This is a genomic window from Tenacibaculum sp. TB-53, assembly GCF_059716285.2.
Genome location: NZ_CM202790.1, coordinates 404,882 through 427,109, shown reverse-complemented (window position 1 = coordinate 427,109; position 22,228 = coordinate 404,882). Strand labels below are relative to the sequence as shown.

24 protein-coding genes are annotated in these 22,228 nt (G+C 31.3%); 12 read left to right on the top strand and 12 right to left on the bottom strand.

The genetic code is table 11. The features are described from left to right. Positions 1-216 precede the first annotated feature (216 nt). From AC3VJB_RS01980 to AC3VJB_RS01955, 6 genes are all read left to right on the top strand, one after another. Positions 217-2,751 (top strand): DUF5916 domain-containing protein, encoded by a 2,535-nt coding sequence (locus AC3VJB_RS01980; RefSeq protein ID WP_497666682.1) that lies wholly within the window; start codon positions 217-219, stop codon positions 2,749-2,751. An 88-nt stretch (positions 2,752-2,839) separates the two neighbouring features. Further along, positions 2,840-3,502: an ABC transporter ATP-binding protein gene (locus tag AC3VJB_RS01975; RefSeq protein WP_497666681.1), complete on the top strand. Its 663-nt coding sequence runs from the start codon at positions 2,840-2,842 to the stop codon at positions 3,500-3,502. A gap of 45 nt (positions 3,503-3,547) precedes the next feature. After that, positions 3,548-4,099 carry a CPBP family intramembrane glutamic endopeptidase gene (locus tag AC3VJB_RS01970; protein ID WP_497666680.1) on the top strand — a complete coding sequence of 184 codons (552 nt, stop codon included), beginning with the start codon at positions 3,548-3,550 and terminating at the stop codon, positions 4,097-4,099. A gap of 1 nt (position 4,100) precedes the next feature. Further along, a complete protein-coding gene (locus tag AC3VJB_RS01965) occupies positions 4,101-4,865 on the top strand; it encodes a TIGR02757 family protein (RefSeq protein ID WP_349265635.1) in 765 nt (254 codons plus the stop codon). A 30-nt stretch (positions 4,866-4,895) separates the two neighbouring features. After that, the gene (locus AC3VJB_RS01960; protein ID WP_053056780.1) at positions 4,896-5,456 is read left to right on the top strand and encodes a PAS domain-containing protein; all 561 of its coding nucleotides are present in this window, start codon (positions 4,896-4,898) and stop codon (positions 5,454-5,456) included. Between the two features lie 4 nt (positions 5,457-5,460). After that, positions 5,461-5,844: a DUF6122 family protein gene (locus tag AC3VJB_RS01955; RefSeq protein ID WP_196781637.1), complete on the top strand. Its 384-nt coding sequence runs from the start codon at positions 5,461-5,463 to the stop codon at positions 5,842-5,844. Here AC3VJB_RS01955 and AC3VJB_RS01950 read toward each other — a convergent pair. Both AC3VJB_RS01950 and rimO read right to left on the bottom strand, forming a co-directional pair. Next, on the bottom strand, positions 5,833-6,591 hold the full coding sequence (locus AC3VJB_RS01950) for a Dph6-related ATP pyrophosphatase (protein WP_073183380.1): 759 nt from the start codon (positions 6,589-6,591) through the stop codon (positions 5,833-5,835). The genes AC3VJB_RS01955 and AC3VJB_RS01950 overlap by 12 nt on opposite strands. Before the next feature lie 44 nt (positions 6,592-6,635). Then, on the bottom strand, positions 6,636-7,988 hold the full coding sequence (rimO, locus tag AC3VJB_RS01945) for a 30S ribosomal protein S12 methylthiotransferase RimO (protein WP_073183382.1): 1,353 nt from the start codon (positions 7,986-7,988) through the stop codon (positions 6,636-6,638). Between the two features lie 135 nt (positions 7,989-8,123). Here rimO and AC3VJB_RS01940 point away from each other — a divergent pair, with 135 nt between their 5' ends. From AC3VJB_RS01940 to AC3VJB_RS01925, 4 genes are all read left to right on the top strand, one after another. Continuing rightward, entirely contained in the window at positions 8,124-9,503 is a 1,380-nt protein-coding gene (locus tag AC3VJB_RS01940; protein ID WP_167714093.1) for a BamB-related PQQ repeat family beta-propellar protein, read from the top strand. 22 nt (positions 9,504-9,525) lie between these two features. Next, complete coding sequence (locus AC3VJB_RS01935; protein WP_497666679.1) at positions 9,526-10,749, top strand: SGBP N-terminal domain-containing protein; 1,224 nt, start codon at positions 9,526-9,528, stop codon at positions 10,747-10,749. A 259-nt stretch (positions 10,750-11,008) separates the two neighbouring features. Then, positions 11,009-11,584 carry a Crp/Fnr family transcriptional regulator gene (locus AC3VJB_RS01930; RefSeq protein ID WP_253680574.1) on the top strand — a complete coding sequence of 192 codons (576 nt, stop codon included), beginning with the start codon at positions 11,009-11,011 and terminating at the stop codon, positions 11,582-11,584. A 67-nt stretch (positions 11,585-11,651) separates the two neighbouring features. Beyond that, positions 11,652-12,755 (top strand): SMP-30/gluconolactonase/LRE family protein, encoded by a 1,104-nt coding sequence (locus AC3VJB_RS01925; protein WP_497666678.1) that lies wholly within the window; start codon positions 11,652-11,654, stop codon positions 12,753-12,755. 46 nt (positions 12,756-12,801) lie between these two features. On the opposite strand, the gene AC3VJB_RS01920 is transcribed toward AC3VJB_RS01925, so the two are convergent. Together AC3VJB_RS01920 and AC3VJB_RS01915 are read right to left on the bottom strand one after the other, a co-directional pair. Further along, positions 12,802-14,448 (bottom strand): amidase family protein, encoded by a 1,647-nt coding sequence (locus AC3VJB_RS01920; protein ID WP_497666677.1) that lies wholly within the window; start codon positions 14,446-14,448, stop codon positions 12,802-12,804. A gap of 111 nt (positions 14,449-14,559) precedes the next feature. Next, positions 14,560-14,916, bottom strand: a complete 357-nt coding sequence (locus tag AC3VJB_RS01915; protein ID WP_047790634.1) for a winged helix-turn-helix transcriptional regulator — start codon at positions 14,914-14,916, stop codon at positions 14,560-14,562. 95 nt (positions 14,917-15,011) lie between these two features. Here AC3VJB_RS01915 and AC3VJB_RS01910 point away from each other — a divergent pair, with 95 nt between their 5' ends. Next, positions 15,012-15,611, top strand: coding sequence for a nitroreductase family protein (locus tag AC3VJB_RS01910; RefSeq protein WP_253057391.1), 600 nt, complete (start codon positions 15,012-15,014; stop codon positions 15,609-15,611). A 48-nt stretch (positions 15,612-15,659) separates the two neighbouring features. On the opposite strand, the gene ftsY is transcribed toward AC3VJB_RS01910, so the two are convergent. From ftsY to AC3VJB_RS01875, 7 genes are all read right to left on the bottom strand, one after another. Then, positions 15,660-16,613, bottom strand: a complete 954-nt coding sequence (gene ftsY / locus AC3VJB_RS01905; protein ID WP_047790632.1) for a signal recognition particle-docking protein FtsY — start codon at positions 16,611-16,613, stop codon at positions 15,660-15,662. 263 nt (positions 16,614-16,876) lie between these two features. Then, entirely contained in the window at positions 16,877-17,029 is a 153-nt protein-coding gene (locus AC3VJB_RS01900; protein ID WP_073183390.1) for a DUF4295 domain-containing protein, read from the bottom strand. A 28-nt stretch (positions 17,030-17,057) separates the two neighbouring features. After that, a complete protein-coding gene (gene rpmG / locus AC3VJB_RS01895; protein WP_013070733.1) occupies positions 17,058-17,240 on the bottom strand; it encodes a 50S ribosomal protein L33 in 183 nt (60 codons plus the stop codon). A 27-nt stretch (positions 17,241-17,267) separates the two neighbouring features. Next, a complete protein-coding gene (gene rpmB / locus AC3VJB_RS01890) occupies positions 17,268-17,507 on the bottom strand; it encodes a 50S ribosomal protein L28 (protein WP_047790661.1) in 240 nt (79 codons plus the stop codon). Between the two features lie 165 nt (positions 17,508-17,672). Then, the gene (locus AC3VJB_RS01885; RefSeq protein WP_437824185.1) at positions 17,673-18,917 is read right to left on the bottom strand and encodes a competence/damage-inducible protein A; all 1,245 of its coding nucleotides are present in this window, start codon (positions 18,915-18,917) and stop codon (positions 17,673-17,675) included. A 41-nt stretch (positions 18,918-18,958) separates the two neighbouring features. Beyond that, a complete protein-coding gene (locus AC3VJB_RS01880; protein ID WP_437824183.1) occupies positions 18,959-19,567 on the bottom strand; it encodes a fumarylacetoacetate hydrolase family protein in 609 nt (202 codons plus the stop codon). Positions 19,568-19,651: 84 nt separating this feature from the next. After that, the gene (locus AC3VJB_RS01875) at positions 19,652-20,491 is read right to left on the bottom strand and encodes a 1,4-dihydroxy-2-naphthoyl-CoA synthase (protein ID WP_047790629.1); all 840 of its coding nucleotides are present in this window, start codon (positions 20,489-20,491) and stop codon (positions 19,652-19,654) included. Between the two features lie 95 nt (positions 20,492-20,586). Here AC3VJB_RS01875 and AC3VJB_RS01870 point away from each other — a divergent pair, with 95 nt between their 5' ends. Continuing rightward, positions 20,587-21,816, top strand: coding sequence for an alpha/beta hydrolase-fold protein (locus AC3VJB_RS01870; RefSeq protein ID WP_497666676.1), 1,230 nt, complete (start codon positions 20,587-20,589; stop codon positions 21,814-21,816). Between the two features lies 1 nt (position 21,817). Here AC3VJB_RS01870 and AC3VJB_RS01865 read toward each other — a convergent pair whose 3' ends face one another. Continuing rightward, positions 21,818-22,228, bottom strand: coding sequence for a S1 RNA-binding domain-containing protein (locus AC3VJB_RS01865; protein WP_047790627.1), 411 nt, complete (start codon positions 22,226-22,228; stop codon positions 21,818-21,820).

The following is a 22,228-nucleotide window of genomic DNA, read 5'->3' as shown; positions in this document are numbered from 1 at the left end:
AAAATACAAATTCAATTTATAATACCTTATAATTTGTACTTTAATTTATAATTAAATCAAGTTTTATTTAATTTTCATTCTACTATTTTTTTAACATTTAAACTTTTAACACTCTTTTTTTTAACACGTTTTTACTGTAATTAACATGATTTTATGATTTATTAATCCAAATCATAATAATTTAGCGCAACAACTAACACTATACATCAATAAATTATGCTTAAGATTTTAGCATTTATTATAACTTGTTTCTTCTTTATTGAAGTTACAACCGCCCAAACCATTAATAAAAACAGAAAAAAACTAAATGTAGTACGTGTAGATACCCCTCCAAAAATTGACGGAAAATTAAATGACATTGCCTGGAAAAATACTCCAGCCGCAAAAGATTTTGTAATGTTGCGTCCTGATAACGGAAAAGCAGAACCTGACACCCATAAAACAATAGTAAAGTTAGTATACGATGATAATGCTATTTATATCTGTGCTAAAATGTACGATCCTGAACCATCTAAAATACCTGCAGAGTTTACTAACAGAGACAATATTGGTAACAGCGATTTCTTTTTAATAACTATTAACCCTAACGATGACGGACAAAATCCTTTTGAGTTTATAGTAACCAGTTCAGGAGCCCAAGCAGACTCAAAAGTCTCTAACGGAAATGAAGATTTTAACTGGAGTGCTGTATGGGATAGCGATTTTAGTATTAATCAAGATTCTTGGGTTGTAGAAATGAAAATCCCTTATAGAGCTTTGCGTTTTGCTAATACTCCTGTTCAATCATGGGGAATCAATTACCACAGAAAAGTGCTCAATTTAAATGCTCAATTTACATGGAACCATATTGATAATCAACAAGGGAATTGGACTCAATATGATGGTTTATATGAAAACTTCACCAATATAAAACCTCCTACCCGATTAAACTTTTATCCGTATGCCTCAGCAACTACGACCACTAAAGATGGAAATACAGACTTTGATTGGAGTGTAGGAATGGATGTAAAGTATGGTATTACCGAAAACTTTACCTTAGACGCTACTTTAATTCCTGATTTCAGCCAAGTAGGTTTTGACAATGTTACCTTAAACCTCGGTCCTTTTGAGCAGCAATTTACAGAACAACGTCAGTTTTTTACTGAAGGAACAGAACTATTTAGTAAAGGTAATTTGTTTTACTCAAGAAGAATTGGAGGACGACCAATAGATCAATTTTCTAACGAACGAAAAGACGATGATGAGTTTATTAATGGAAAAAAAATAAATGATGAAGTTATAGATGTTCCTGATAAAGTTCAAATGCTAAACGCCATAAAAATATCTGGAAGAACCAAAGGTGGTTTAGGAATAGGATTCTTTAATGCCATTACTGAAAAAACAGAAGCTACTGTTGAAAGAACTAAGCAAACAATTAATGGATTAGATACTATTAGCAATGTAAGTACTTATAAAACTACAGTTAATCCGTTTTCTAATTACAATATTATGGTGTTAGACCAACAGTTTAATCAAAACTCATCTATTACCTTAATTAATACCAATGTAACTCGTGATGGACGATTTAGAGATGCTAATGTTACTGGACTTCTATGGCATGTTGAGGATAAAAAAAGTAGGTATAATATAGACGGAAGTTTTAAAATGAGTAGTATCTCTGACGATGAAGACAACCCTAATACGGGGTACACTTTCGATACCAGTATAGGTAAACATTCAGGGAATTGGCGTGGAGAAATTGGATATAATTTTGAAAATAAAGACTACAACCCTAACGATATGGGGATTCTTTTTAGCAACAACGAACAAGCTATTTATGGTTTTGTTGGCTATCGATTATTAAAACCTAAAGGAATATTCAATAATTATAGAATTAATGTTTTTTATGATATTAACTTCTTACACAATCCAGGAACGTATGTAGGTACAAATGTTAGTTTATCTTTTGGCGCTGATACAAAAAAGCGATTCAGTTTTGGAGGAAACTTGAATTATAGCACAGAACGAAAAGATTTTTTTGAACCTAGACAAGGAACTACTAGTGGAGTTTATTTTAACAGACCTGAAAGGCTAAATGTAAATCATTGGGGGTCTACTGATTATAGAAAAAAGTTTGCAATAGACTACGATTGGTATTATACTTTTTACAAAAACAACCCTAAAGAAGATTATGGGTTTAGAGTTTCTCCTAGATATCGTTTCACTAATAAGTTTTCTTTGATTTATGGTTTTAGATATGGCAAAACCAATAACGGTCAAGGGTATGTTACAAAGATTGATGAAGATGATGTAGAAGAAAAACCTTTATTAGCTCCTTTAAAAAATCACATTATTTTCGGGCAACGAGATTGGGATACTTATGACAATTCATTAACTGGAAAATACACATTTAGTACAAAATCAGCAGCGTCGTTATCGTTTAGGCACAATTGGAGTAAAGTTCCATATTTAGGTCTATTTTATAGTTTGAATGAAGATAATGGAGAACTTGTTTCAAATAATTATCAAGGAGAACACGATAAAAACTTTAATAGTTGGAACTTAGATTTGAACTATCAATGGCAATTTGCTCCTGGTAGTCAATTGATTTTTTTCTACAGAAACTCAATAAGGCCTGATCATGATTTTGCTCCAGCTAATATTGATTTTAAAGACAACATCTCAAAACTTTTTGACCAAAGTATGCAGCATAGATTCTCTGTTCGATTGGTTTATTTTATCGATTACAACAACATCAAAAACATAATTTAAATACTCGTTCATTTATTATTTGAAATCAGGTAAACCCTAAAGTTTATCTGATTTCTTTTTTATACATTCGTACTAAGAAAATAACACTATGATTGTTGCTAAAAACATCCACAAACATTACGGAGAGGTAGAAATATTAAAAGGCGTTGATCTTCATATAAAAAAAGGAGAAATCGTCGCTATTGTTGGTCCGTCAGGAGCAGGAAAAACAACCTTATTACAAATTTTAGGAACTTTAGATAAGCCCTTAAAAAATCAGAGCTACGAATTATTGGTCGATGGTGTTTCTATAAAAGGTTTAAACGATACCAAAGTTTCTGCTTTCCGAAATAAACATATCGGATTCATTTTTCAATTTCATCAGTTGTTACCAGAGTTTACTGCTTTAGAAAATGTTTGTATTCCTGCTTTTATAGGAGGAAAAGGAAAAACAGAAACCGAAAAAAGAGCAAAAGAATTACTAGCCTTTTTAGGATTATCACATAGAGAAAACCACAAACCTAACGAGCTTTCTGGAGGAGAGCAACAACGTGTTGCTGTTGCTAGAGCTTTAATTAACGAACCTTCTGTTATTTTTGCAGATGAACCTTCTGGAAACTTGGATTCAACCTCAGCAAAAAACTTACATGAACTGTTTTTTAAGTTACGTGATGAGTTTGGCCAAACGTTTGTATTAGTTACACACAACAAAGAATTAGCAAAAATGGCTGATAGAACACTTACAATGAAAGACGGAATTATTGTTGAATAGTGTAACTATTTAAAGTTTCTTGCTACTAACTAATAAATCAATTCCATGAAAGAAACTTTTCAAGAGCTCATTACCTATTTAAAAAATCCTGTTTTAGAAAAAGATACTAACCAAGATATTTCATATCGATTTCAAAAATTCTTTCATTTACTTATTATAAGTATTATAACAGGTGCTTTATTATCTCCTCTTTTTCTTCTTGTTGAAGAGTTAGGTTTGATCAATATGAATGAACACGCTGTAGAAGATTTACTAAAAGCTCATACCAAATGGTTTATTGCTTTTCTTACCATTATTTTAGCTCCTTTGCTTGAAGAACTGTTTTTTAGAGCACCAATCACCTTATTTCATGGGAAGAAAAACTTCAAAATAGCCTTTTATGTGTTTGCACTACTTTTTGGTTTAGTACATTTAACTAACTTTGGTATTACCACCAACGTACTTTTATTAGCTCCAATACTAGTAGCTCCACAAACTATTTTAGGCGGTTATTTAGGGTTTATTAGAGTTCGTTTTGGCTTAGGATGGAGTATATTATTACACGCTTGCTATAATGCTTTCTTTGTTTTGCTTAGTTTTGCAGGAGATTTAGCATAAAATGAACAAAAAGGAGCTTAAAGAGTTTTTAGACGAAAAAGTAATACAGTACAACAATCCTGATTTTATTGATAGTGATCCTATTCAAATTCCACACCAATTTTCAGTAAAAGAAGATATTGAAATTGCTGGTTTTTTAGCAGCAACTATTGCTTGGGGAAATCGTAAAATGATTATTAACAACTCCCATAAAATGATGGATTTAATGGGAAGTTCTCCTTATGATTTTGTTCTCAATCATTCTGAAGAAGATTTAGCTAATTTTGACGGATTTGTACACAGAACATTTAATGCCGATGATTTTAAGTTCTTTGTTCAAGCATTAAAAAACATCTATCAGAATCATGGGGGATTAGAAGCTGTTTTAAAACCAAAAGATAAAGTAGATAATTACCAACATGCTATACATCGTTTCAAACAAGTTTTTTTTGAAATCCCTCATCAACCAAGAACTCTAAAACATGTTTCTGACCCTTTAAAAGGCTCTGCATCTAAAAGAATTAATATGTTTTTACGTTGGATGGTTCGCGATAATACCACTGGAGTCGATTTAGGCATATGGAAAACACACTCGTCAGCACACTTACATTGTCCGTTAGATGTTCACACAGGAAATATTGCTAGAAAACTAAAAATACTTACTAGGAAGCAAAATGATTGGAAAGCTATTCAAGAACTTGATCTTACTTTAAGAACGTTTGATAAAAAGGATCCTGTGAAATATGATTTTGCCCTTTTTGGTTTAGGTGTATTTGAAAAGTTTTAATTTTTTACATTTACAAAAAATTATATTAGCATGAAAAACTGTTTTGACAAAATGATGTCTCTTGATATTTATACATCTAACTTAACTAATGATGAGTATTCTAAAATAGCCAATAATCTTACACTCGCTTCCAAAAAAAGTATAAATATTTTAAGTTGGGGAATTCAACAGTTATTTATGAGTTCAACAGTTTCTAATGATATTAATGTTTTAAAAAACTTACGTAAAAACTACAACTGGAAAAATAACATAACTTCTATTTTAAACGAGAACTATTATGAAGCGCTTGTATTAACAGATGTTACAAAAAAAATTATTTGGGCTAACGATGGCTTCTCTAAAATGACTGGATATGACATTGATTTTGTTATTAACAAAACTGGACGTTTTTTTCAAGGAGAAAAGACAAAAGAAAGTACTCGAAAACGAATTAGAAATAAATTATTAAAAGGGAAACCTTTTAAAGATATTATTGTTAATTATAGAAAAGATAAGTCCTACTACAAGTGTGAGTTATATATCATTCCTTTATATAAAAACAGCCCTACAGAAGTTACTCATTTTTTAGCTTTAGAAAAAGAAATAGCTTAGCATAGTGCAACAATTCATCCATTATTTTTTACATTTCGGATTTCCTGTTTTTATCGCTTTCTTCTTTTTTAAAAAAAATTGGATAAAAGTTGCTATAACACTACTAGCAACTATGCTAGTAGATATAGATCACTTATTAGCAATCCCTATATTTGACCCAAACCGATGTAGTTTTGGGTTTCACCTATTTCATTCCTACTATGCTATTGGAGTGTATGTTATTTTACTTTTTTTTAAAAGACCATACAACATTATTGGCTTAGGGCTATTATTACATATGCTAACCGACTTTATCGATTGTTTGTTTATGTACAACACTTGTAGTTCTTGCCTAGAAAATGCTCCTGCTCAAAGACTATTAGAAGCTATAAATAAATTACTTTTTTAGCTGTAAATCACAGTACCAAAAACTTCTATCATAGTTTTTAGTAGTCGTTTCTTCTGATTTCTTAGTTTTCTTTGAATCTTGATAACAATTGTCATCATCGTTTTTATGTAACGTATACGATTTCAATACCTTCTCTCCTATTTCAAACTCCACAGGTTTCTTAAAAATAGGACCGTCATAACAAAACGTATGGAACTCTCCATTCTCCCCACAAACATCAACTCCATCAGGAAGTTCATTAATAAAACCTTCATCAATAACTCTCCCTACAAATTCTTCTCCTAGCAATTTTGCATTCACACAAACAGTAATTGTTTTAAAGCCTAAATCTAAAAACTCTCTAAGTAATTCTTTTGTATCTTGTTTCCAAAGTGGGTAAACACCAGTAATTCCAACCTCTTGTAGCTTCGAATCGCGATATGCTCTCAAGTCTTCCAAGAAAATATCACCAAAAATACCATTTACAAGTCCTGCTTCTTTTAACTCCGCAGTCTTCTCTTTCATTCTTTGATTATATAAATCCATTGTAACCTCAGCTGGAAAATATATTTTTTCTAAAGGAATACCAATGCTTTCAGTCTGTGCATTCAGTAAATCCTCATGTAAACCATGCATTGAAACACGCTGATAATCTTGATTTACATTTGTAATCAATTTTTGTACATCGTATTCTTTTTGTTGTAAAATTTTATACAATGCTAATGACGAATCTTTTCCTGAACTCCAGTTAAAATAGGCTTTTTTCATGCGACAAATATGCATAAAAAAACCTGCATTGCGCAGGTTTGATTTTATTTTCTCTTTTGATTTAAAGGAACTGGTCTTTCTTGTTTTACTACTGGTTTTCCGTGCAAGTCAAAATCACCTGCATCAAAAATTTCAATATCGATAAACTCTCCTAGTTTGATATAATACTCACGAGCATCAACAATTACGTCATTATCTACATCTGGTGAGTCAAACTCGGTACGTCCGTAATAGTACTCTCCATCTTTTCTATCGAATAAACATTTGAACGTCTTTCCTATTTTCTCTTGATTCAATTCCCAAGAAATTTGCGACTGCACTTCCATGATTTCATTCACCCTTCTAAACTTTACATCCGCAGGTACATCGTCTTCTAAAACATACGCTCCTGTATTTTCTTCATGCGAGTATTCAAAAGCTCCTAAACGCTCAAAACGCATCTCTTCTACCCAGTCTTTTAATTCTTGGAATTGCTCTTCAGTTTCTCCCGGATATCCAACAATTAATGTTGTACGAATTGCCATGTTTGGCACTGCCTCTCGAAATTTATGAATCAGCGAAGTCGTTTTTTCGTGCGTTGTACCACGCTTCATCGACTTTAAAATTTCGGTATTGATATGCTGTAACGGAATATCTAGATAATTACAAACCTTTGGTTCGTTTTTCATCACTTCCAATACATCCATAGGGAAACCTGTTGGAAATGCATAATGCAAACGAATCCACTCTATACCTTCAACTTTTACTAATTCTTTTAATAAATCTGCTAAAGCACGCTTTTTATAGATATCCAATCCGTAATAGGTTAAATCTTGTGCGATTAGCATAATTTCCTTAATCCCTTTTTCTGCCAATTTCGTTGCTTCTGTAACCAAATCTTCAATTGGTGTCGATTTATGCTTGCCACGCATTAACGGAATGGCACAGAACGAACACGGGCGGTCACATCCTTCTGCAATCTTTAAATAGGCATAATGCTCTGGAGTCGTGGTTAAACGTTCACCGATTAACTCATGCTTATAATCTGCTTCTAAAACTTTTAACAAATTTGGTAAATCGTGTGTCCCGAAATACTGATCTACATTGGTAATTTCAGCTTCTAAGTCTGGCTTGTAACGTTCGCTTAAACACCCCGTAACAAACACTTTATCTACTTCACCTTCTTCTTTCTTCTGTGCGTAGTGTAAAATAGTTTCTACACTTTCTTCTTTGGCTTTACCAATAAAACCACACGTATTAATTACTACAATATTTCCATCGTCATTTTCATCTTCATGAACCACTTCTTTACCATTAGCTTTTAACTGCCCCATTAACACTTCACTATCGTAAACGTTTTTAGAGCAACCTAAAGTAACTACATTAATTTTGTTTTGTTTTGTTGTTTTGGTACGCATACTATAAAAATTCGGTGTGCAAAGATACGTTTTAATTGAACTTCTTTAACTTTAAACCCTTAAAAATTAGTTTGATTGAAAATCTGTTTTCGCATATATTTGTAGCTATAAAAATTGCTTACACTTTAAATTACTATGAAAAAAACTATTTCTGTTCTCTTCTTACTATTATTTTTATCATGCTCTAACAATGATAATATACCTCCTGAAAACACAAAACCAGAACAATTAATATTAGAAAACATTAGCTTTTATGGAAATGAAGTAACCATAGATTGGAATGATGTTTTAGATATTGACAATGATATTATATATTATAGTCTATACATTAACTCTGTCTTAGTTACAGAGACAACTTATTCTAACTATACTTTTCATTTAGAATATAATAATGAATATGAAGGAAAAATAATAGCAACGGATAAGAAAGGTGGAGTCTCTGAATTAAATTTTACATTTGAGAGTCTTAAAAGTAAAATTCTTTTCATTCCTATAGCTTCAAATGATTTAATTGCTTATGATTTAATAACCAATGAAATATTGTGGAAATCCAAGACCTATTCTCTCATAGAAGCCCACACTGGACATAAAAACCTTATTTTTTCGGGTATAAACGGAAATGCGTTAAATATTCTTTCAGGAAAACCTATATGGAGCATAAATCCAAATATAGACACCAATGATGAATTTTATAGAGATATAATAACAGATGACACTTATTTATATACCTTTGATGTTTATTCTAATTTACAATGTTTTTCTATTGAAAAACAAGAAAAATTGTGGGAACGTAGATTTAATTTTACAACACCGCTATCTATAGATGATTCAAAATTATATATATCAAACGAAAATTATTTTGAGGTAGTAGATAAAGTTTCTGGAAACGTAACATGGAATTTCAAACCTGACAACAATACACACGCTGCTCTTGAAATAAACACCAATCCGTTAATACATGAAGGCAATATTTACATTGGGGATAATATAGGTCGATTTTATTCTTTAAATAAAAATACTGGAACTTTAAACTGGACTTTTAACGCAGGGCTTTTTAATGGATTTGAAAATTCGCCAACTATTTATAATAACTATATTATTACTGCAACCGCTAGAGATTTATATGCTCTTGATAAAGAAAATAATAGTGTAAAATGGAGTTATCACAAAAATAACGGAGTTATAGAATCATCTCCTTTTGTGTACAACGATAATATTTATATCGGAATTTCTAACTCCACTGATGGTAGTGGTGAACTAATTTGCTTTGACGCTGATAATGGAAATATAAAGTGGAAATGTAATTTACAAAAGATGACTACAAGTTCTCCAATTGTATATGAAAATACCGTTTATATTGGAGATTGGAATAAAACCTTTTATGCTATTGATGCTAGCTCAGGTAACTTAAAATGGACTTTACAAACAGAAGAAATTATAACTAAATCACCTACTATTATTATAGGTAATAGTGATATTGTAATTTACCCAAGTTCATATGGCTTAAAGAATTAAAACTATACTTAAATAAATAAAAATGATAAAGAAAATTATATCTATTACTTTTACAATACTAATGTTTGTCTCTTGTTCAAAAGATGATGAACCAGAATCTCCAATTATTTTAAGTTCTGAAAGTAAAATCACTTCATTTACATTAAAGGTAAATGATGAAGTTATAAATGGGAATATAGACCAAACAGCTAAAACCATAGTTTTTAATGTTGTAGGTGCTGAAATCTCAGCATTAACTCCTTCTATTGAATACTCTACTGGAGCAACTATATCTCCCTTAGAAAATGAAAGTCAAAATTTCAATAACGAAGTCCCTTATACAGTATATGCTGAAAATGGGGAAACAAGTATTTATAGAGTTCAAGTTAATAATAGACCTCTAAGCTCTGAGAATAAAATTCTTTCTTTTTCTGTCATCTTGAATAATCAAACTATTGATGCAGAAATTAGTCAAGATTCTAACATAATAAGTTTTAACACTGGAGAATTAGATATAAGCTCTCTTACCCCTACAATTTCAATTTCAGAGTACGCTTCAATTTCTCCTAACAATTCTAATAGCCAAAATTTCGAAACACCTGTAACATATACTGTTACAGCAGAAAATGGTGAACAACGTGAGTACAAAGTAATAGCAAACATGCCTGTAATAAATAATTATAGAAGCTATTATCTTTATTACATTAGAGCTAACATGGTAATTTCAGGAAAATTTATAGATCCAAGTAAACCTGGAGCAGAAATATATTTAACTGATGGCACAAATAAATATTATTTACCTATTTTAAACTATGAGAGTTATTCTTCACAAGAGAGAGTCACTACTTTCAATATTAATACTAAAATTCCTGAAAACATCCCTACAAACACTAACTATAAAATAATTTATAAAACAAATTTAGTAGAGATTGAATCTGATCAGTTTATTGATATTTTGGCAGAAAATGCACCTAAAATAATATCTACAAATCAAAACTCTTATAGCTATGGAGATAATTTAATTATTACTGGTGAAAACTTAACAGATTATATTGGGGTTCCTTCAAATGGAAGCTTTTACCAGTTTAATCCTAATGGTAGTATTGATGCAACTCTAAATCCTGAAAAGACAGAATATAACTTATTAATGGATGGGAGTTTTGTTCGCAGTGCCTTTTTCAACAATAATTTAACTGAAAGAACAGTTATATTTATAGGATCAGAAGGAAGAATGGGAGATCAAATTAATATTAATGTTAATAATTAGAATGTTTATTCATCTAATAAAGCAAAAACTCCACTTTAATAGTGGAGTTTTTTAATTTTTATAAATTATATGATATTATTTTTTTATACAAAAAAAGAATCAACAAATTCGTGTTTGTTAAATACTTGTAAATCATTAATACCACCTCCTACTTCAATATACCACAAAGAGCTTCTCTTCTATTTACACATTTAAAACTTGTTTGATTTTTAAACTTGTTTTAGATAACTTCGCTACTAATTGAACTTTATATTAAAGAATGGACGAACTCAAAAAATTGCTACATGACTTAATTGGACTTACTGAAAATAAGTTTAAAACATTTTATAATCAATTAGAAAAAAAAGAGTATAAAGCAAAAACATTAGTTATTAAAGAAGGGAGAAAAGCTAAGGATTTATACTTTATTGAATCTGGTTTTTTTAGAACATTTAAAAATATAGAAGGTAAAGAGTTTACAACCTATTTTTCTTGCGATAACCAGTTTATAACAGTTTTTGATAGTTTTATATACCAAACTCCTTCTCTTGAGTTTCTAGAAGCTATTGAAGATAGCGTAGTTTATAAAATTTCTTTTGAAAGTTTAACTCAATTATATAAAGAATCTCCCAACTTTGAGAAGTTTGGTAGAGTTTTAGCTGAGCAAAATCACCTTTGTGCACAACAAAGAGCTCTAACTATGCAAACAAAATCGGCTAAGAAAAAGTACTTAGACTTTATTAAAAACTATGATAAGAAAATTGTTTTAAGAGCTCCTCAATACCAAATCGCAAGCTTTCTTGGTATAGCTGCCGAATCTTTGAGTAGGATTCGAAAAGAAGTTACTATTTCCTAACATTTGTCAAGATAGAAATAAATTACTGTCATTTTCTTTGTCTTTATAAATTATAAAAACAAATACAATGAAAATTGCATCATTAGTAAAATACGCTACATTATTAATCTTACTCATTTTTATAACCAGTGTTACTTTTAAATCATGTTCAATTAATCCAGAAGCTTGGTTTCCTCCTACACCTCCTAAATTAGTAGGCGCGCTTCATGAAAATGAACTACTAAGCTCAACTCAACACATCGATTTAGACGGTTGGTATGGGCCTGAGGATATTGCCATAGATAAACAAGGAAATCTATATTGTGGAGTTCATACTTCTGAAACAGACTTTTCAGATGGTAGAATTTTAAAAATTGACACATCGGGAAAAGTTTCTGTCTTTTGTAATACGGAATCTTGGGTTGCTGGTTTACATTTTGACAGCAATCAAAATCTAATTGCTTGTGACTTAGAAAGAGGGTTGATTAGTGTAGATAAAAAAGGAAAAATTACCACTTTAGCAAGTGAAGATGAAAACGGGAACAAGTTTCTTATCACCAATGATGTAGACATTGCTTCTGATGGGATTATTTACTTTACCAATACTTCTTCTAAAATTCCTTTTAGTAGAACACATATTTGGAAACTATTAATGGAAGCTAAACTTGATGGAGGTCTTTATAGTTACAATCCGAAAACCAAAGAAGTAAAAACACTTATAGAGGGTACTTATTTTGGAAACGGTGTTGCAGTTTCTCAAAAGGATGACTTTGTGTTAATGGTAGATTTGGCTAAATATAGAATTCTTAGATACTGGTTAAAAGGCAGTAATAAAGGAATAACAGATATTTTTCTTGATAACCTACCTGGTTTTCCTAATGGAGTCTCTAGAAGAACCGATGGTAGTTTTTGGCTTGGTTTTTCAACTAAAAGAGATCCTTCTTTAGATGCAATACATTCTAAACCCCTTGTAAAAAAGTTAGTATATGGTCTTCCTCTATTTTTACAACCTAAAGTAGCTCGCTATGGAATGATTATGCATGTGAGTGCTGATGGAGAGATTTTAAAAACTTATTATGACACGACTGGTAAAGTTGTATCAGAAGCTAGTTCTGTTGAAGAGCATGATGGATATCTTTATCTCGGCGGAGATGTGTCTGGTTATATTGGAAAATACAAATTAGAGAATTAAAATAAAAACTCCCGTATTAGGAGTTTTTATTTTATATGTAGTCCTATTAATGATAATCAACTGGAGTCTTTCTTGCTTTCGTTAGTTTCTCAAAAGCATACCCTAGCTGCAATAATTCTTTTTCAGTAAAAGGCTTCCCTATAAACGTTAAACTAACAGGTTCTCCAGAGTTTTTATATCCCATAGGAACTGTTAATGTCGGATACTTCGCTACTGCTGCAATACCAGAATGATAATTATTAATTGATAGAATAACGTCTAAATTTTGGGCTTTTAAAGCTTGTAAAAATTTCTTTCCATTATAACTTAGACTATCTTTTACCACCTCTAACTGAGCTAAACTAGTCGTATCTTTTATTATTCCTTCAAATAGCTGTTGTCCGTAAGGAGCTCTTTTTGTAGAATCTTTTTTATTAAACTCAACCACATCTTGTATATTTTTCACTGTTAGATTTTTGTTTCCGTGAGTAGCTAAGTATTCAGGTAAATCATGTTTCATATCTATATTTAGCAGCGTAATAAATCCATCAAACGAAATTTCTGGTGGAGTTATCTCTATAATTTCTGCACCAGCTTCTTGTAACTTTTCTACACTTGCTTTATAAATAGAATCTGTTAAAATAGGTTTTAGCACTCCTATTCTTTTTCCTTGGATTGTGTAGCTTTCATTAAGTAATTCTTTAGGTTTAAAATCTTCTATTTCTAAAGAAGCAGCATCCTCATTATCTTTTCCTAGCATCGCTTCAAATAAAATAACATTGTCTACGACACTTTTAGTCATCGGACCTGGAGTATCTAACGTACTTGAAATCGGAACAATTCCTGAGCGACTTAAAACACCAATTGTTGGTTTTAATCCAACCACTGAGTTTTGACTTGATGGTGAAGTTATAGACCCTGCTGTTTCTGTACCTACAGCAGCTACGGCATAGTTTGCTGCTACAGAAACTCCACTTCCTGAGCTAGAACCTCCTGTTTCAAAAACTTTTCTTCCATAAGGATTTAAGGTTTGCCCTCCAGTGGCACTATACCCTAACGGACAATCTTCACAAAAGAAGTATGCCCATTCACTTAAGTTTACTTTTCCTAAAATTAATGCTCCCGCTTCTCTTAATTTTTTGACAATAAAAGCATCCTTGTCAGTTGAGTTGTTTTGTAAAGCTACAGCTCCAGCAGTCGTTATCATTCCTGCGGCATCAATATTATCCTTTATCAAAATTGGAATTCCATTCAAGGAAAATTCATTTGCTTCTTTTGATTCTTTATCTTTTGCTCTTGCTTCTTCTAATACCTTTGGATTTAGAGATATAATTGCATTCAAATACTTTGTACTATCACTTTCAAACTTTCGTATTCTATATAAATAGAATAATGTTAGTTTTTCGTACGTGAGTTTTTTATTTGTTATGCTCTTTTGAATAGTTGGAATATCTTTTTCTAAAATTAATGGCTTTAGTTGTTGATATTCTTCTTCTGAAAATCTTGATAGCTCCTTTTCAAAAGGTTTGAGTTCTTTATTTAAATCTAAAAAATGAGACTGAAGTAATTTAAACTGCATTCTCTTTTTCTCGTGATCTTGCTGTTTTTCTATTTCTGATGATTCATTATAGCTTTTAAAATATACCTTTACAGCTTTTTGCTTACATGCACTTATAAATAGAAGAGTTAATAATAAAAAAGTAGCTTTTCTCATTGGTCAAATATTTGATACTCAAATGTAATTATAAAAATTGAAAAGCTTTATTTAGGATAACAAAACTTCCTTATTATCTAAACTCTAATAGTTGATAATATACGGATATTATTATTTAGAATGGTTTGTTACGGCAAAATCTCCCCAGTCTGCGATAGACTGAATTATAGGAATTAAACTCTTTCCTAAATCAGTTAAAGAGTATTCCACTTTTAATGGTGGTTTTGAGGTATACACTTTTCTTTTAATCACACCATCTTCTTCCAAGGCTTTCAACTGTAAACTTAAAGTTCGTTCTGTAACCATTGGAATTTCTTTTCTTAACTCACTGTAACGAAGCGTTCCTTTTATTAAATGAAAAAGAATTACTGTTTTCCATTTCCCTCCAATAACTCCCATAGTAAGACTCGTACAACAAGGGAACTCTCTTCCTTTAAACTTAAGTGTTTTAGATTCTTGTACCTCCATAATTTATACTATCCTTTTTGACCGTTATTGCAAAGATAAAAAACTATACTTACTTTTGATACTATAATTTTTATAGTTTAATTAAAAAATAGAATATGAGCTTTATAACATCAATGCAGCAACGTTATACAACAAAAAAATATAATGCTTCAAAAAAAATTGAATCAGAAAAAATCAAAGAGTTACAACAGGTTTTACAATTAAGTCCTTCTTCAATAAATAGCCAACCATGGAAATTCACTTTTGTTTCTGACACTGATACTAAAGAACAACTTTCAAAAGTATCTTGGTTAAATACTAGCAAGGTTATTGAAAGTGATACCATTGTTGTTTTTAATCGAATTAATGATATTGATTTGTTTGAAAAACAAATTGAAGAAGAGCTCCCTGAGGGTGCTGTTGGTTATTATAAAGAATTTATAAAGCCAAAACCTGAAGAAGAAATTAAAGCCTGGTTTAACAGACAAGTATATTTGGCTTTAGGAGTTTTTTTAAGTGCTTGTGCTGAAATGAGAATCGATGCCACTCCAATGGAAGGTATTGAACCAGAAAATTATGACAAAATTTTAAACAACAAAGATTACGCAACTGTTGTTGCTGTGGCTATTGGCTATAGAGATGAAGAGGATTTTAATCAACCAGACAGAAAACCTAAATCGAGATTGGCTTTTAACAAGGTTATTGAAACTGTTTAGAATAAAAAAACTCCCAAATTGGGAGTTTTTTTATTTACTTATGTTTTTCTATTTAAAAAACGAATCTACAAATTCATGTTTGTTGAATACTTGTAGGTCATCAATACCTTCTCCTACTCCAATATATTTCACAGGTATTTTAAATTGATCTGAAATTCCGATAACAACACCTCCTTTTGCGGTACCATCTAATTTAGTTACTGCTAACGAAGTTACTTCTGTTGCTTTCGTAAATTGTTTTGCTTGTTCAAAAGCATTTTGTCCTGTTGAACCATCTAACACTAACAATACATCGTGTGGTGCATTTGGTATTACTTTTTGCATTACACGTTTTATTTTTGTTAGCTCATTCATTAGGTTTACTTTATTATGTAAACGTCCTGCAGTGTCGATAATTATAACATCTGCTCCTTGATTTACACCTGATTGAACTGTATCAAAAGCTACAGAGGCAGGATCGGAACCCATTTCTTGTCTTACAATTGGTACGTCTGTTCTATCTGCCCAAACTTGTAGCTGATCTATTGCTGCGGCTCTAAAGGTATCCGCTGCTCCTAAAACAACTTTTAACCCTTTCTTTTTAAATTGTGAAGCTAGTTTACCTATCGTAGTTGTTTTTCCTACTCCATTAACACCTACAACCATTAACACATAAGGTTTCGTATTTGCTGGAATAGTAAAATCGGTGTCGTCACCAGTATTGGTTTCTGATAATAAACCCGCTATTTCTTCACGTAAAATTTGGTTTAGCTCTTCTGTTCCTAAATATTTGTCGCGAGATACACGTTCTTCTATTCTATCTATTATTTTCAGGGTAGTTTCTACTCCTACATCAGACGATACCAATACTTCTTCTAAATTATCTAATACATCATCATCAACCTTAGCTTTACCAGCAACTGCTTTTGATAATTTAGAGAAAAAACTTGTTTTGGTTTTTTCTAATCCCTTGTCTAAGGTTTCCTTTTTCTCTTTAGAGAAGATTTTCTTAAAAAAACTCATTTTTAAATATTATAATCGCTTACATAGGTTAAAAACTATACCATTTTACTAATACAGTCAAATTGTCATTGTTCCACAGCTTTAGTGTTAAGGATTGAGGCATTTGTTAAAACTCTCCCGATACTTCGGGAAGCGACTGCCGAAAGCCCGACTTGCTAGGATAATTCCCAAATCTTTAACGTATTCAAAAAACTTGAGACTGTCAAATATAAAAAAAGCTACTCTCTAATGAAAGTAGCTTTTCTTTAAACTGTATACAAGAATTACTTTTTTGCTAAAAAGTCATTCACGCTTTCTGGATCCATAATAGCTTCAACAAATGTATAAGCTCCTGATTTTGGAGACTTTACCATTTTGATAGCTTTGGTTAATCTTTTTGAACCTGTTTGTAACGATGCTACTGATTTCTTTGCCATTTTATATTAAAGTTTACGCCGTAGCTTATTATTTAATTTCTTTATGAACTGTCATCTTCTTTAAGATTGGATTAAATTTCTTTAATTCCATTCTATCAGGAGTATTCTTTTTGTTCTTTGTTGTAATATAACGAGAAGTTCCTGGTTGACCAGAAGCTTTGTGCTCAGTACACTCTAAAATTACTTGAACTCTGTTTCCTTTTTTTGCCATCTCTCTAAAATTTTATCTAGTAAGGAATTATTTAGTTAAGAAACCTTTTTCTCTAGCTTCTTTAATAACCGCAGAGATTCCTTTTTTATTAATATTTTTTAATGCAGAAGCAGATACTTTTAAAGTTACCCATTTATCTTCTTCTGGAATATAGAAACGCTTAGTCATTAAATTAGCGTTAAATCTTCTTTTAGTTCTATTTAAAGCGTGAGATACATTGTTACCTACCATCGCTTTTTTTCCTGTTAATTCACAAACTCTAGACATCTTCTTGACAGTTTTTAGTGTTATTTCTAAACGAGGTGCAAATTTATGCATTTTAATTTACTGCACAAAAATATTCTCGATTAAATTTTAATTAATTTTAATCTTTTCAAAACTAGGCTCAGCATCTAACCTATTTGGAAGCGTAACGGCTGCAAAAATACTAATTTATTTTAATATGGCAGCTTGTAAAAGTTCTAAAGATTTGGTTACCGTTCTATTAATTACCTTTTCTCTTGGCTCCCCAAAATTAAACTCATAAACATCTACTCCACTTTTAGTTGCTATACCAATATATACCAATCCTACACTTTTATCATTATGATCGGTTGTTGGACCTGCATTTCCTGTTACAGCTATCGCGTAATCTGTTTGTAACTTCTCCAAACATCCTTTTGCCATTGCTAAAGCTACTTCTTTACTTACTACCGTATATTTATCAATAACTTCTTTAGAAACATTGAGTAGTTGTTCTTTTAAAGCTGCTGTATACGTAACGAATCCTCCCATAAAATATGAAGATGCTCCTGGAACTGAAACTATGGTTGACGCTATTTTCCCTCCTGTTAAACTTTCTGCTGTAGCAACAGTTTTCCCATGTTTTTTTAACAATTTACCCACTTCTTTTTCTAAAGATGTTTCATTATCATCTCCTACGATAATTTCTGGTATTAGCATATATAATGCTGCAACTTGCTTTTCCATCTCTTTCACTAATACCTCTTTATCTTTTCCTTTAGCTGATAAACGTAAACGAACACGTCCATAAGATGGCAAGTAGGCTAGCTTTATAAAATTAGGTAAACTTTCTTCCCAATCAGAAATTCTTTCTGCAATAATTGTTTCCCCTGTACCTACCGTCATAATTGTCCTATGTAAAATGAATGGCAATTTAAAAGTAGACCGTAGCTTAGGCAATACATGATACTTCATTAATCCTTTCATTTCATATGGCACTCCCGGAAGAGATACAAAAACAGTATTATTTTCATAGAACCACATTCCTGGTGCAGTTCCTAAACGATTCATTAATAAGGTTGCTTTGGAAGGAAGCTGCGCTTGATACTTCTGTATTTCGTTGAACGGATGATTAATTTTTTTGAATAGATATTTAATATTATCAATTACTTCTGGATATTCAACAATCTTTTCATCTTTAAAATATTCAGCAATTGTTTTTTTAGTGATATCGTCTTTGGTAGGTCCCAATCCTCCTGTAACAATAACAATATCTGCTCTACTTTCTGCTTCTTTTAACGCATTTAAAATATGTTGTTTTTCATCCTGGACTGAGGAGATTTGATATACCGAAATTCCAATTTTATTAAGTTCTTGACCAATCCATTGTGAATTGGTATCTATAATTTGTCCGATAAGAATTTCATCTCCTATCGTAATGATTTCTGCATTCATGTATATATCTAAAAAAGAATCCCGCCGAAGCGGGATATATTTTATTTTACTTTAATTTGAAAAGCTTGTTTTCCTTCAATAGTTCCTGTTAAAATGTCATTTTCTGCCACTTTTCCAACTCCTGCTGGTGTTCCTGTAAAGATAATATCTCCTTTTTTCAACGTGAAATATTGCGACACGTAACTAATCAACTCATCAATTTTCCACAACATACTAGTGGTATTTCCATCTTGTACAACCTCATCGTTCTTTTGTAATTGAAAAGACAAGTTTTCTAAGTCAAAATCTTCTTTCGGAAAAAACTCTCCTACTATAGCACTACCATCAAAAGCTTTTGCTTTTTCCCAAGGCAATCCTTTTTCTTTACATTGTACTTGCACATCACGTGCAGTAAAATCAATCCCTAAGCCTACAGTGTCATAATATTTATAAGCAAATTTTGGAGAAATGTGTTTTCCAACCTTATTAATTTTTACCAATACTTCCACCTCATAATGGATATCATTTGAAAACGGAGGAATAAAAAATGGCATTTTTTTAGGAAGAATAGCCGAATCTGGTTTTAAGAAAACTACCGGGTTTTCTGGTCTTTCATTTGCTAACTCTTCTATGTGTTTTGCGTAATTACGTCCTATACAAATTATTTTCATTTCTTCAAGTACGAATTATGATTTTAGAATTACGAATTAAAAACCTCTAACTCGTAATTCATAATTCTTAAAATTATCAATCAGTTATGGTATCCACGTTTTAGGGAAGTTTGGCTTACGTTTTTCTAAAAACGCATCACGTCCTTCTTTGGCTTCATCCGTCATATATGCTAAACGAGTTACTTCTCCTGCAAATACTTGTTGCCCTACCATTCCATCGTCCGTTAAGTTCATTGCAAACTTTAACATTTTTATTGAAGTTGGTGATTTTGCTAAAATTTCTTGTGCCCAATCAAAAGCTGTTTGCTCTAGCTCATCATGTGGAATTACGGCATTTACCATACCCATTTCATACGCTTCTTGTGCTGAGTAGTTTCTTCCTAAGAAAAATATTTCACGGGCCTTCTTTTGCCCCACCATTTTAGCTAAATATGCTGAACCATAACCTGCGTCAAACGAAGTAACATCGGCATCAGTTTGCTTAAAAATAGCATGTTCTTTACTCGCTAAAGTTAAATCACAAGTTACGTGCAAACTATGTCCGCCACCTACAGCCCAACCTGGAACCACGCATATTACTGCTTTTGGCATAAAACGTATTAAACGCTGTACTTCTAAAATATTCAAACGGTGGTAACCATCATCTCCAACATAACCTTGGTGTCCACGTGCATTTTGATCTCCTCCAGAACAAAAACTCCAAACTCCATCTTTAGTTGATGGCCCTTCAGCAGACAATAATACCACTCCTATATTCGTATCTTCATGTGCATCATGAAACGCATCCAATAACTCTGAAGTAGTTTTTGGTCGAAACGCATTACGTACATTGGGTCTATTAAATGCTATTCTTGCAACGTTGTGTGACTTTTTATAGGTAATATCTTCGTACTCTTTGGCAACTTTCCAGTCTGGTTGTATCATAATTTTAAAATATTGTCGTTATTTAGTTGTACAAAAATAACATAATAACTTTATTTTTCTTTTCTATATTTGAACGATATAATTTACCCCTAAATATGAAACAAGTATATTTATTATTTACCCTATTAATTAGTATTAGTCTTTTTTCTCAAAAAGTTGTTACTCAAAAAATCAATTCAAAAGAATTAGAAAAAGATAGAAATGTAAAAATCTACCTTCCAGAAGGCTATGATGTAGATGAAACTACTAATTATCCTCTAGCTATTGTTTTAGGTGACGAGTATCTTTTTGATTTATATGTAGGTAATGCTAAGCTTTATGCTAATGTAGATAAAGCACCCAGACAAATTGTAGTAGGTATTGATATGAAAAACACTTATGGAAAAGATATTTCTATAATACCTTCTAATAATTCCTTAACCAGTTCAGGGGTACATTTTTTTAATTTTATTAAATATGAGTTAATTCCTTTTATGGAAGGAAACTTTAGAACTTCTCCTTTTATGACAATTGTAGGTGAAGGAAAAGCTGCTAATTTTATTACTCACTACTTAAAAGATGAAAAACCTATTTTTAATTCTTATATCTGTATCACTCCTGATTTTCCTAAGTTTGCTCCAGCTATTATGGAGTCTTATTCTCTTAACAGACTGGGTTCTATAGATAACACTTACTTCTTATATACAAGTAATAACAAAAAGTACATTGACACTAATCAATATAATCGATTTAGTGATATTAAAACGTTATTAACATCCTATGAAGCTAAAAACTTTAATGTTGTTTTTGATGAATTTGATTCTTCTCCAAGCTATTTAGCTATAATTGGAGAAACTATTCCTAGAGCTTTTACACAAATGTTTAGCTTATATTCTAAAATTACTAAAGAAGAGTACGAAGCTAATGTTAAAGATTTGGCTCCTTTAGATGCAATTAAGTATGTGGAAAAAAAATATCTAGATATTCAGTATCTATACGGTTCTAACTTAAATGTTCGTTTAGATGACATTTTTGTTATTGAAGATATTGTAATTGACAGACAAGATGGTGATTACTTGAGAGTTTTAGGGGATTTTGTAATGATAAAATACCCTGATTCTCATATGGGTGATTTTTATATAGGTAAATACCATGAACTTGGAAAAGACTACGAAAAAGCAGATTTTTACTACAAAGCTGCTTATGGAAAAATGGATCCTTCTGATCCTAATGCAAATGCTTTTTACGAAAACATTAAACGTGTAAACGATTTAATGGGAAGTAAAAAGAAAGAAGAAATTAAAAATAATGACGAGGAAATTATTGAAGAAGAAGGACAAGAATAGTTTATTTTAACACTATTCTGTCTTCTTGTAATTCTATTTTTTTACTCTTATACAAGCTGCCAATAGCTCTCTTGAATGCTTTTTTACTCATCTGCAAGTGAAATTTAATTGATTCAGGAGAGCTTTTATCTGTTAACAATAAAAAGCCTTTTTCTTCTAGCTTTTTTAAGATTATATCAACATCTGAATCAATTACGTTTTTAAATCCTTGCGGTCGTAGTGATACATCAATTTTTTCATCTTCACGTATCTTTTTAATATAACCTATTGTTCGCATTCCTTCTTCTACATCACTAAAAACTTCATTGTTATACAATAAGCCTTCATATGCTTCATTAATTAATACTGAATAACCTAAAGCGGTTTGAACACCAATTACTAAATCTACCTTATCACCTTCTTTTAATTCCAT

Bases quoted from the DNA above. Each gene is read 5' to 3' on its own strand.
- AC3VJB_RS01980 (WP_497666682.1), top strand. From the start codon at position 217: ATGCTTAAGATTTTAGCATTTATTATAACTTGTTTCTTCTTTATTGAA.
- AC3VJB_RS01975 (WP_497666681.1), top strand. From the start codon at position 2,840: ATGATTGTTGCTAAAAACATCCACAAACATTACGGAGAGGTAGAAATA.
- AC3VJB_RS01970 (WP_497666680.1), top strand. From the start codon at position 3,548: ATGAAAGAAACTTTTCAAGAGCTCATTACCTATTTAAAAAATCCTGTT.
- AC3VJB_RS01965 (WP_349265635.1), top strand. From the start codon at position 4,101: ATGAACAAAAAGGAGCTTAAAGAGTTTTTAGACGAAAAAGTAATACAG.
- AC3VJB_RS01960 (WP_053056780.1), top strand. From the start codon at position 4,896: ATGAAAAACTGTTTTGACAAAATGATGTCTCTTGATATTTATACATCT.
- AC3VJB_RS01950 (WP_073183380.1), bottom strand. From the start codon at position 6,591: ATGAAAAAAGCCTATTTTAACTGGAGTTCAGGAAAAGATTCGTCATTA.
- rimO (WP_073183382.1), bottom strand. From the start codon at position 7,988: ATGCGTACCAAAACAACAAAACAAAACAAAATTAATGTAGTTACTTTA.
- AC3VJB_RS01940 (WP_167714093.1), top strand. From the start codon at position 8,124: ATGAAAAAAACTATTTCTGTTCTCTTCTTACTATTATTTTTATCATGC.
- AC3VJB_RS01935 (WP_497666679.1), top strand. From the start codon at position 9,526: ATGATAAAGAAAATTATATCTATTACTTTTACAATACTAATGTTTGTC.
- AC3VJB_RS01930 (WP_253680574.1), top strand. From the start codon at position 11,009: ATGGACGAACTCAAAAAATTGCTACATGACTTAATTGGACTTACTGAA.
- AC3VJB_RS01925 (WP_497666678.1), top strand. From the start codon at position 11,652: ATGAAAATTGCATCATTAGTAAAATACGCTACATTATTAATCTTACTC.
- AC3VJB_RS01920 (WP_497666677.1), bottom strand. From the start codon at position 14,448: ATGAGAAAAGCTACTTTTTTATTATTAACTCTTCTATTTATAAGTGCA.
- AC3VJB_RS01915 (WP_047790634.1), bottom strand. From the start codon at position 14,916: ATGGAGGTACAAGAATCTAAAACACTTAAGTTTAAAGGAAGAGAGTTC.
- AC3VJB_RS01910 (WP_253057391.1), top strand. From the start codon at position 15,012: ATGAGCTTTATAACATCAATGCAGCAACGTTATACAACAAAAAAATAT.
- ftsY (WP_047790632.1), bottom strand. From the start codon at position 16,613: ATGAGTTTTTTTAAGAAAATCTTCTCTAAAGAGAAAAAGGAAACCTTA.
- AC3VJB_RS01900 (WP_073183390.1), bottom strand. From the start codon at position 17,029: ATGGCAAAGAAATCAGTAGCATCGTTACAAACAGGTTCAAAAAGATTA.
- rpmG (WP_013070733.1), bottom strand. From the start codon at position 17,240: ATGGCAAAAAAAGGAAACAGAGTTCAAGTAATTTTAGAGTGTACTGAG.
- rpmB (WP_047790661.1), bottom strand. From the start codon at position 17,507: ATGTCTAGAGTTTGTGAATTAACAGGAAAAAAAGCGATGGTAGGTAAC.
- AC3VJB_RS01885 (WP_437824185.1), bottom strand. From the start codon at position 18,917: ATGAATGCAGAAATCATTACGATAGGAGATGAAATTCTTATCGGACAA.
- AC3VJB_RS01880 (WP_437824183.1), bottom strand. From the start codon at position 19,567: ATGAAAATAATTTGTATAGGACGTAATTACGCAAAACACATAGAAGAG.
- AC3VJB_RS01875 (WP_047790629.1), bottom strand. From the start codon at position 20,491: ATGATACAACCAGACTGGAAAGTTGCCAAAGAGTACGAAGATATTACC.
- AC3VJB_RS01870 (WP_497666676.1), top strand. From the start codon at position 20,587: ATGAAACAAGTATATTTATTATTTACCCTATTAATTAGTATTAGTCTT.
- AC3VJB_RS01865 (WP_047790627.1), bottom strand. From the start codon at position 22,228: ATGGAATTAAAAGAAGGTGATAAGGTAGATTTAGTAATTGGTGTTCAA.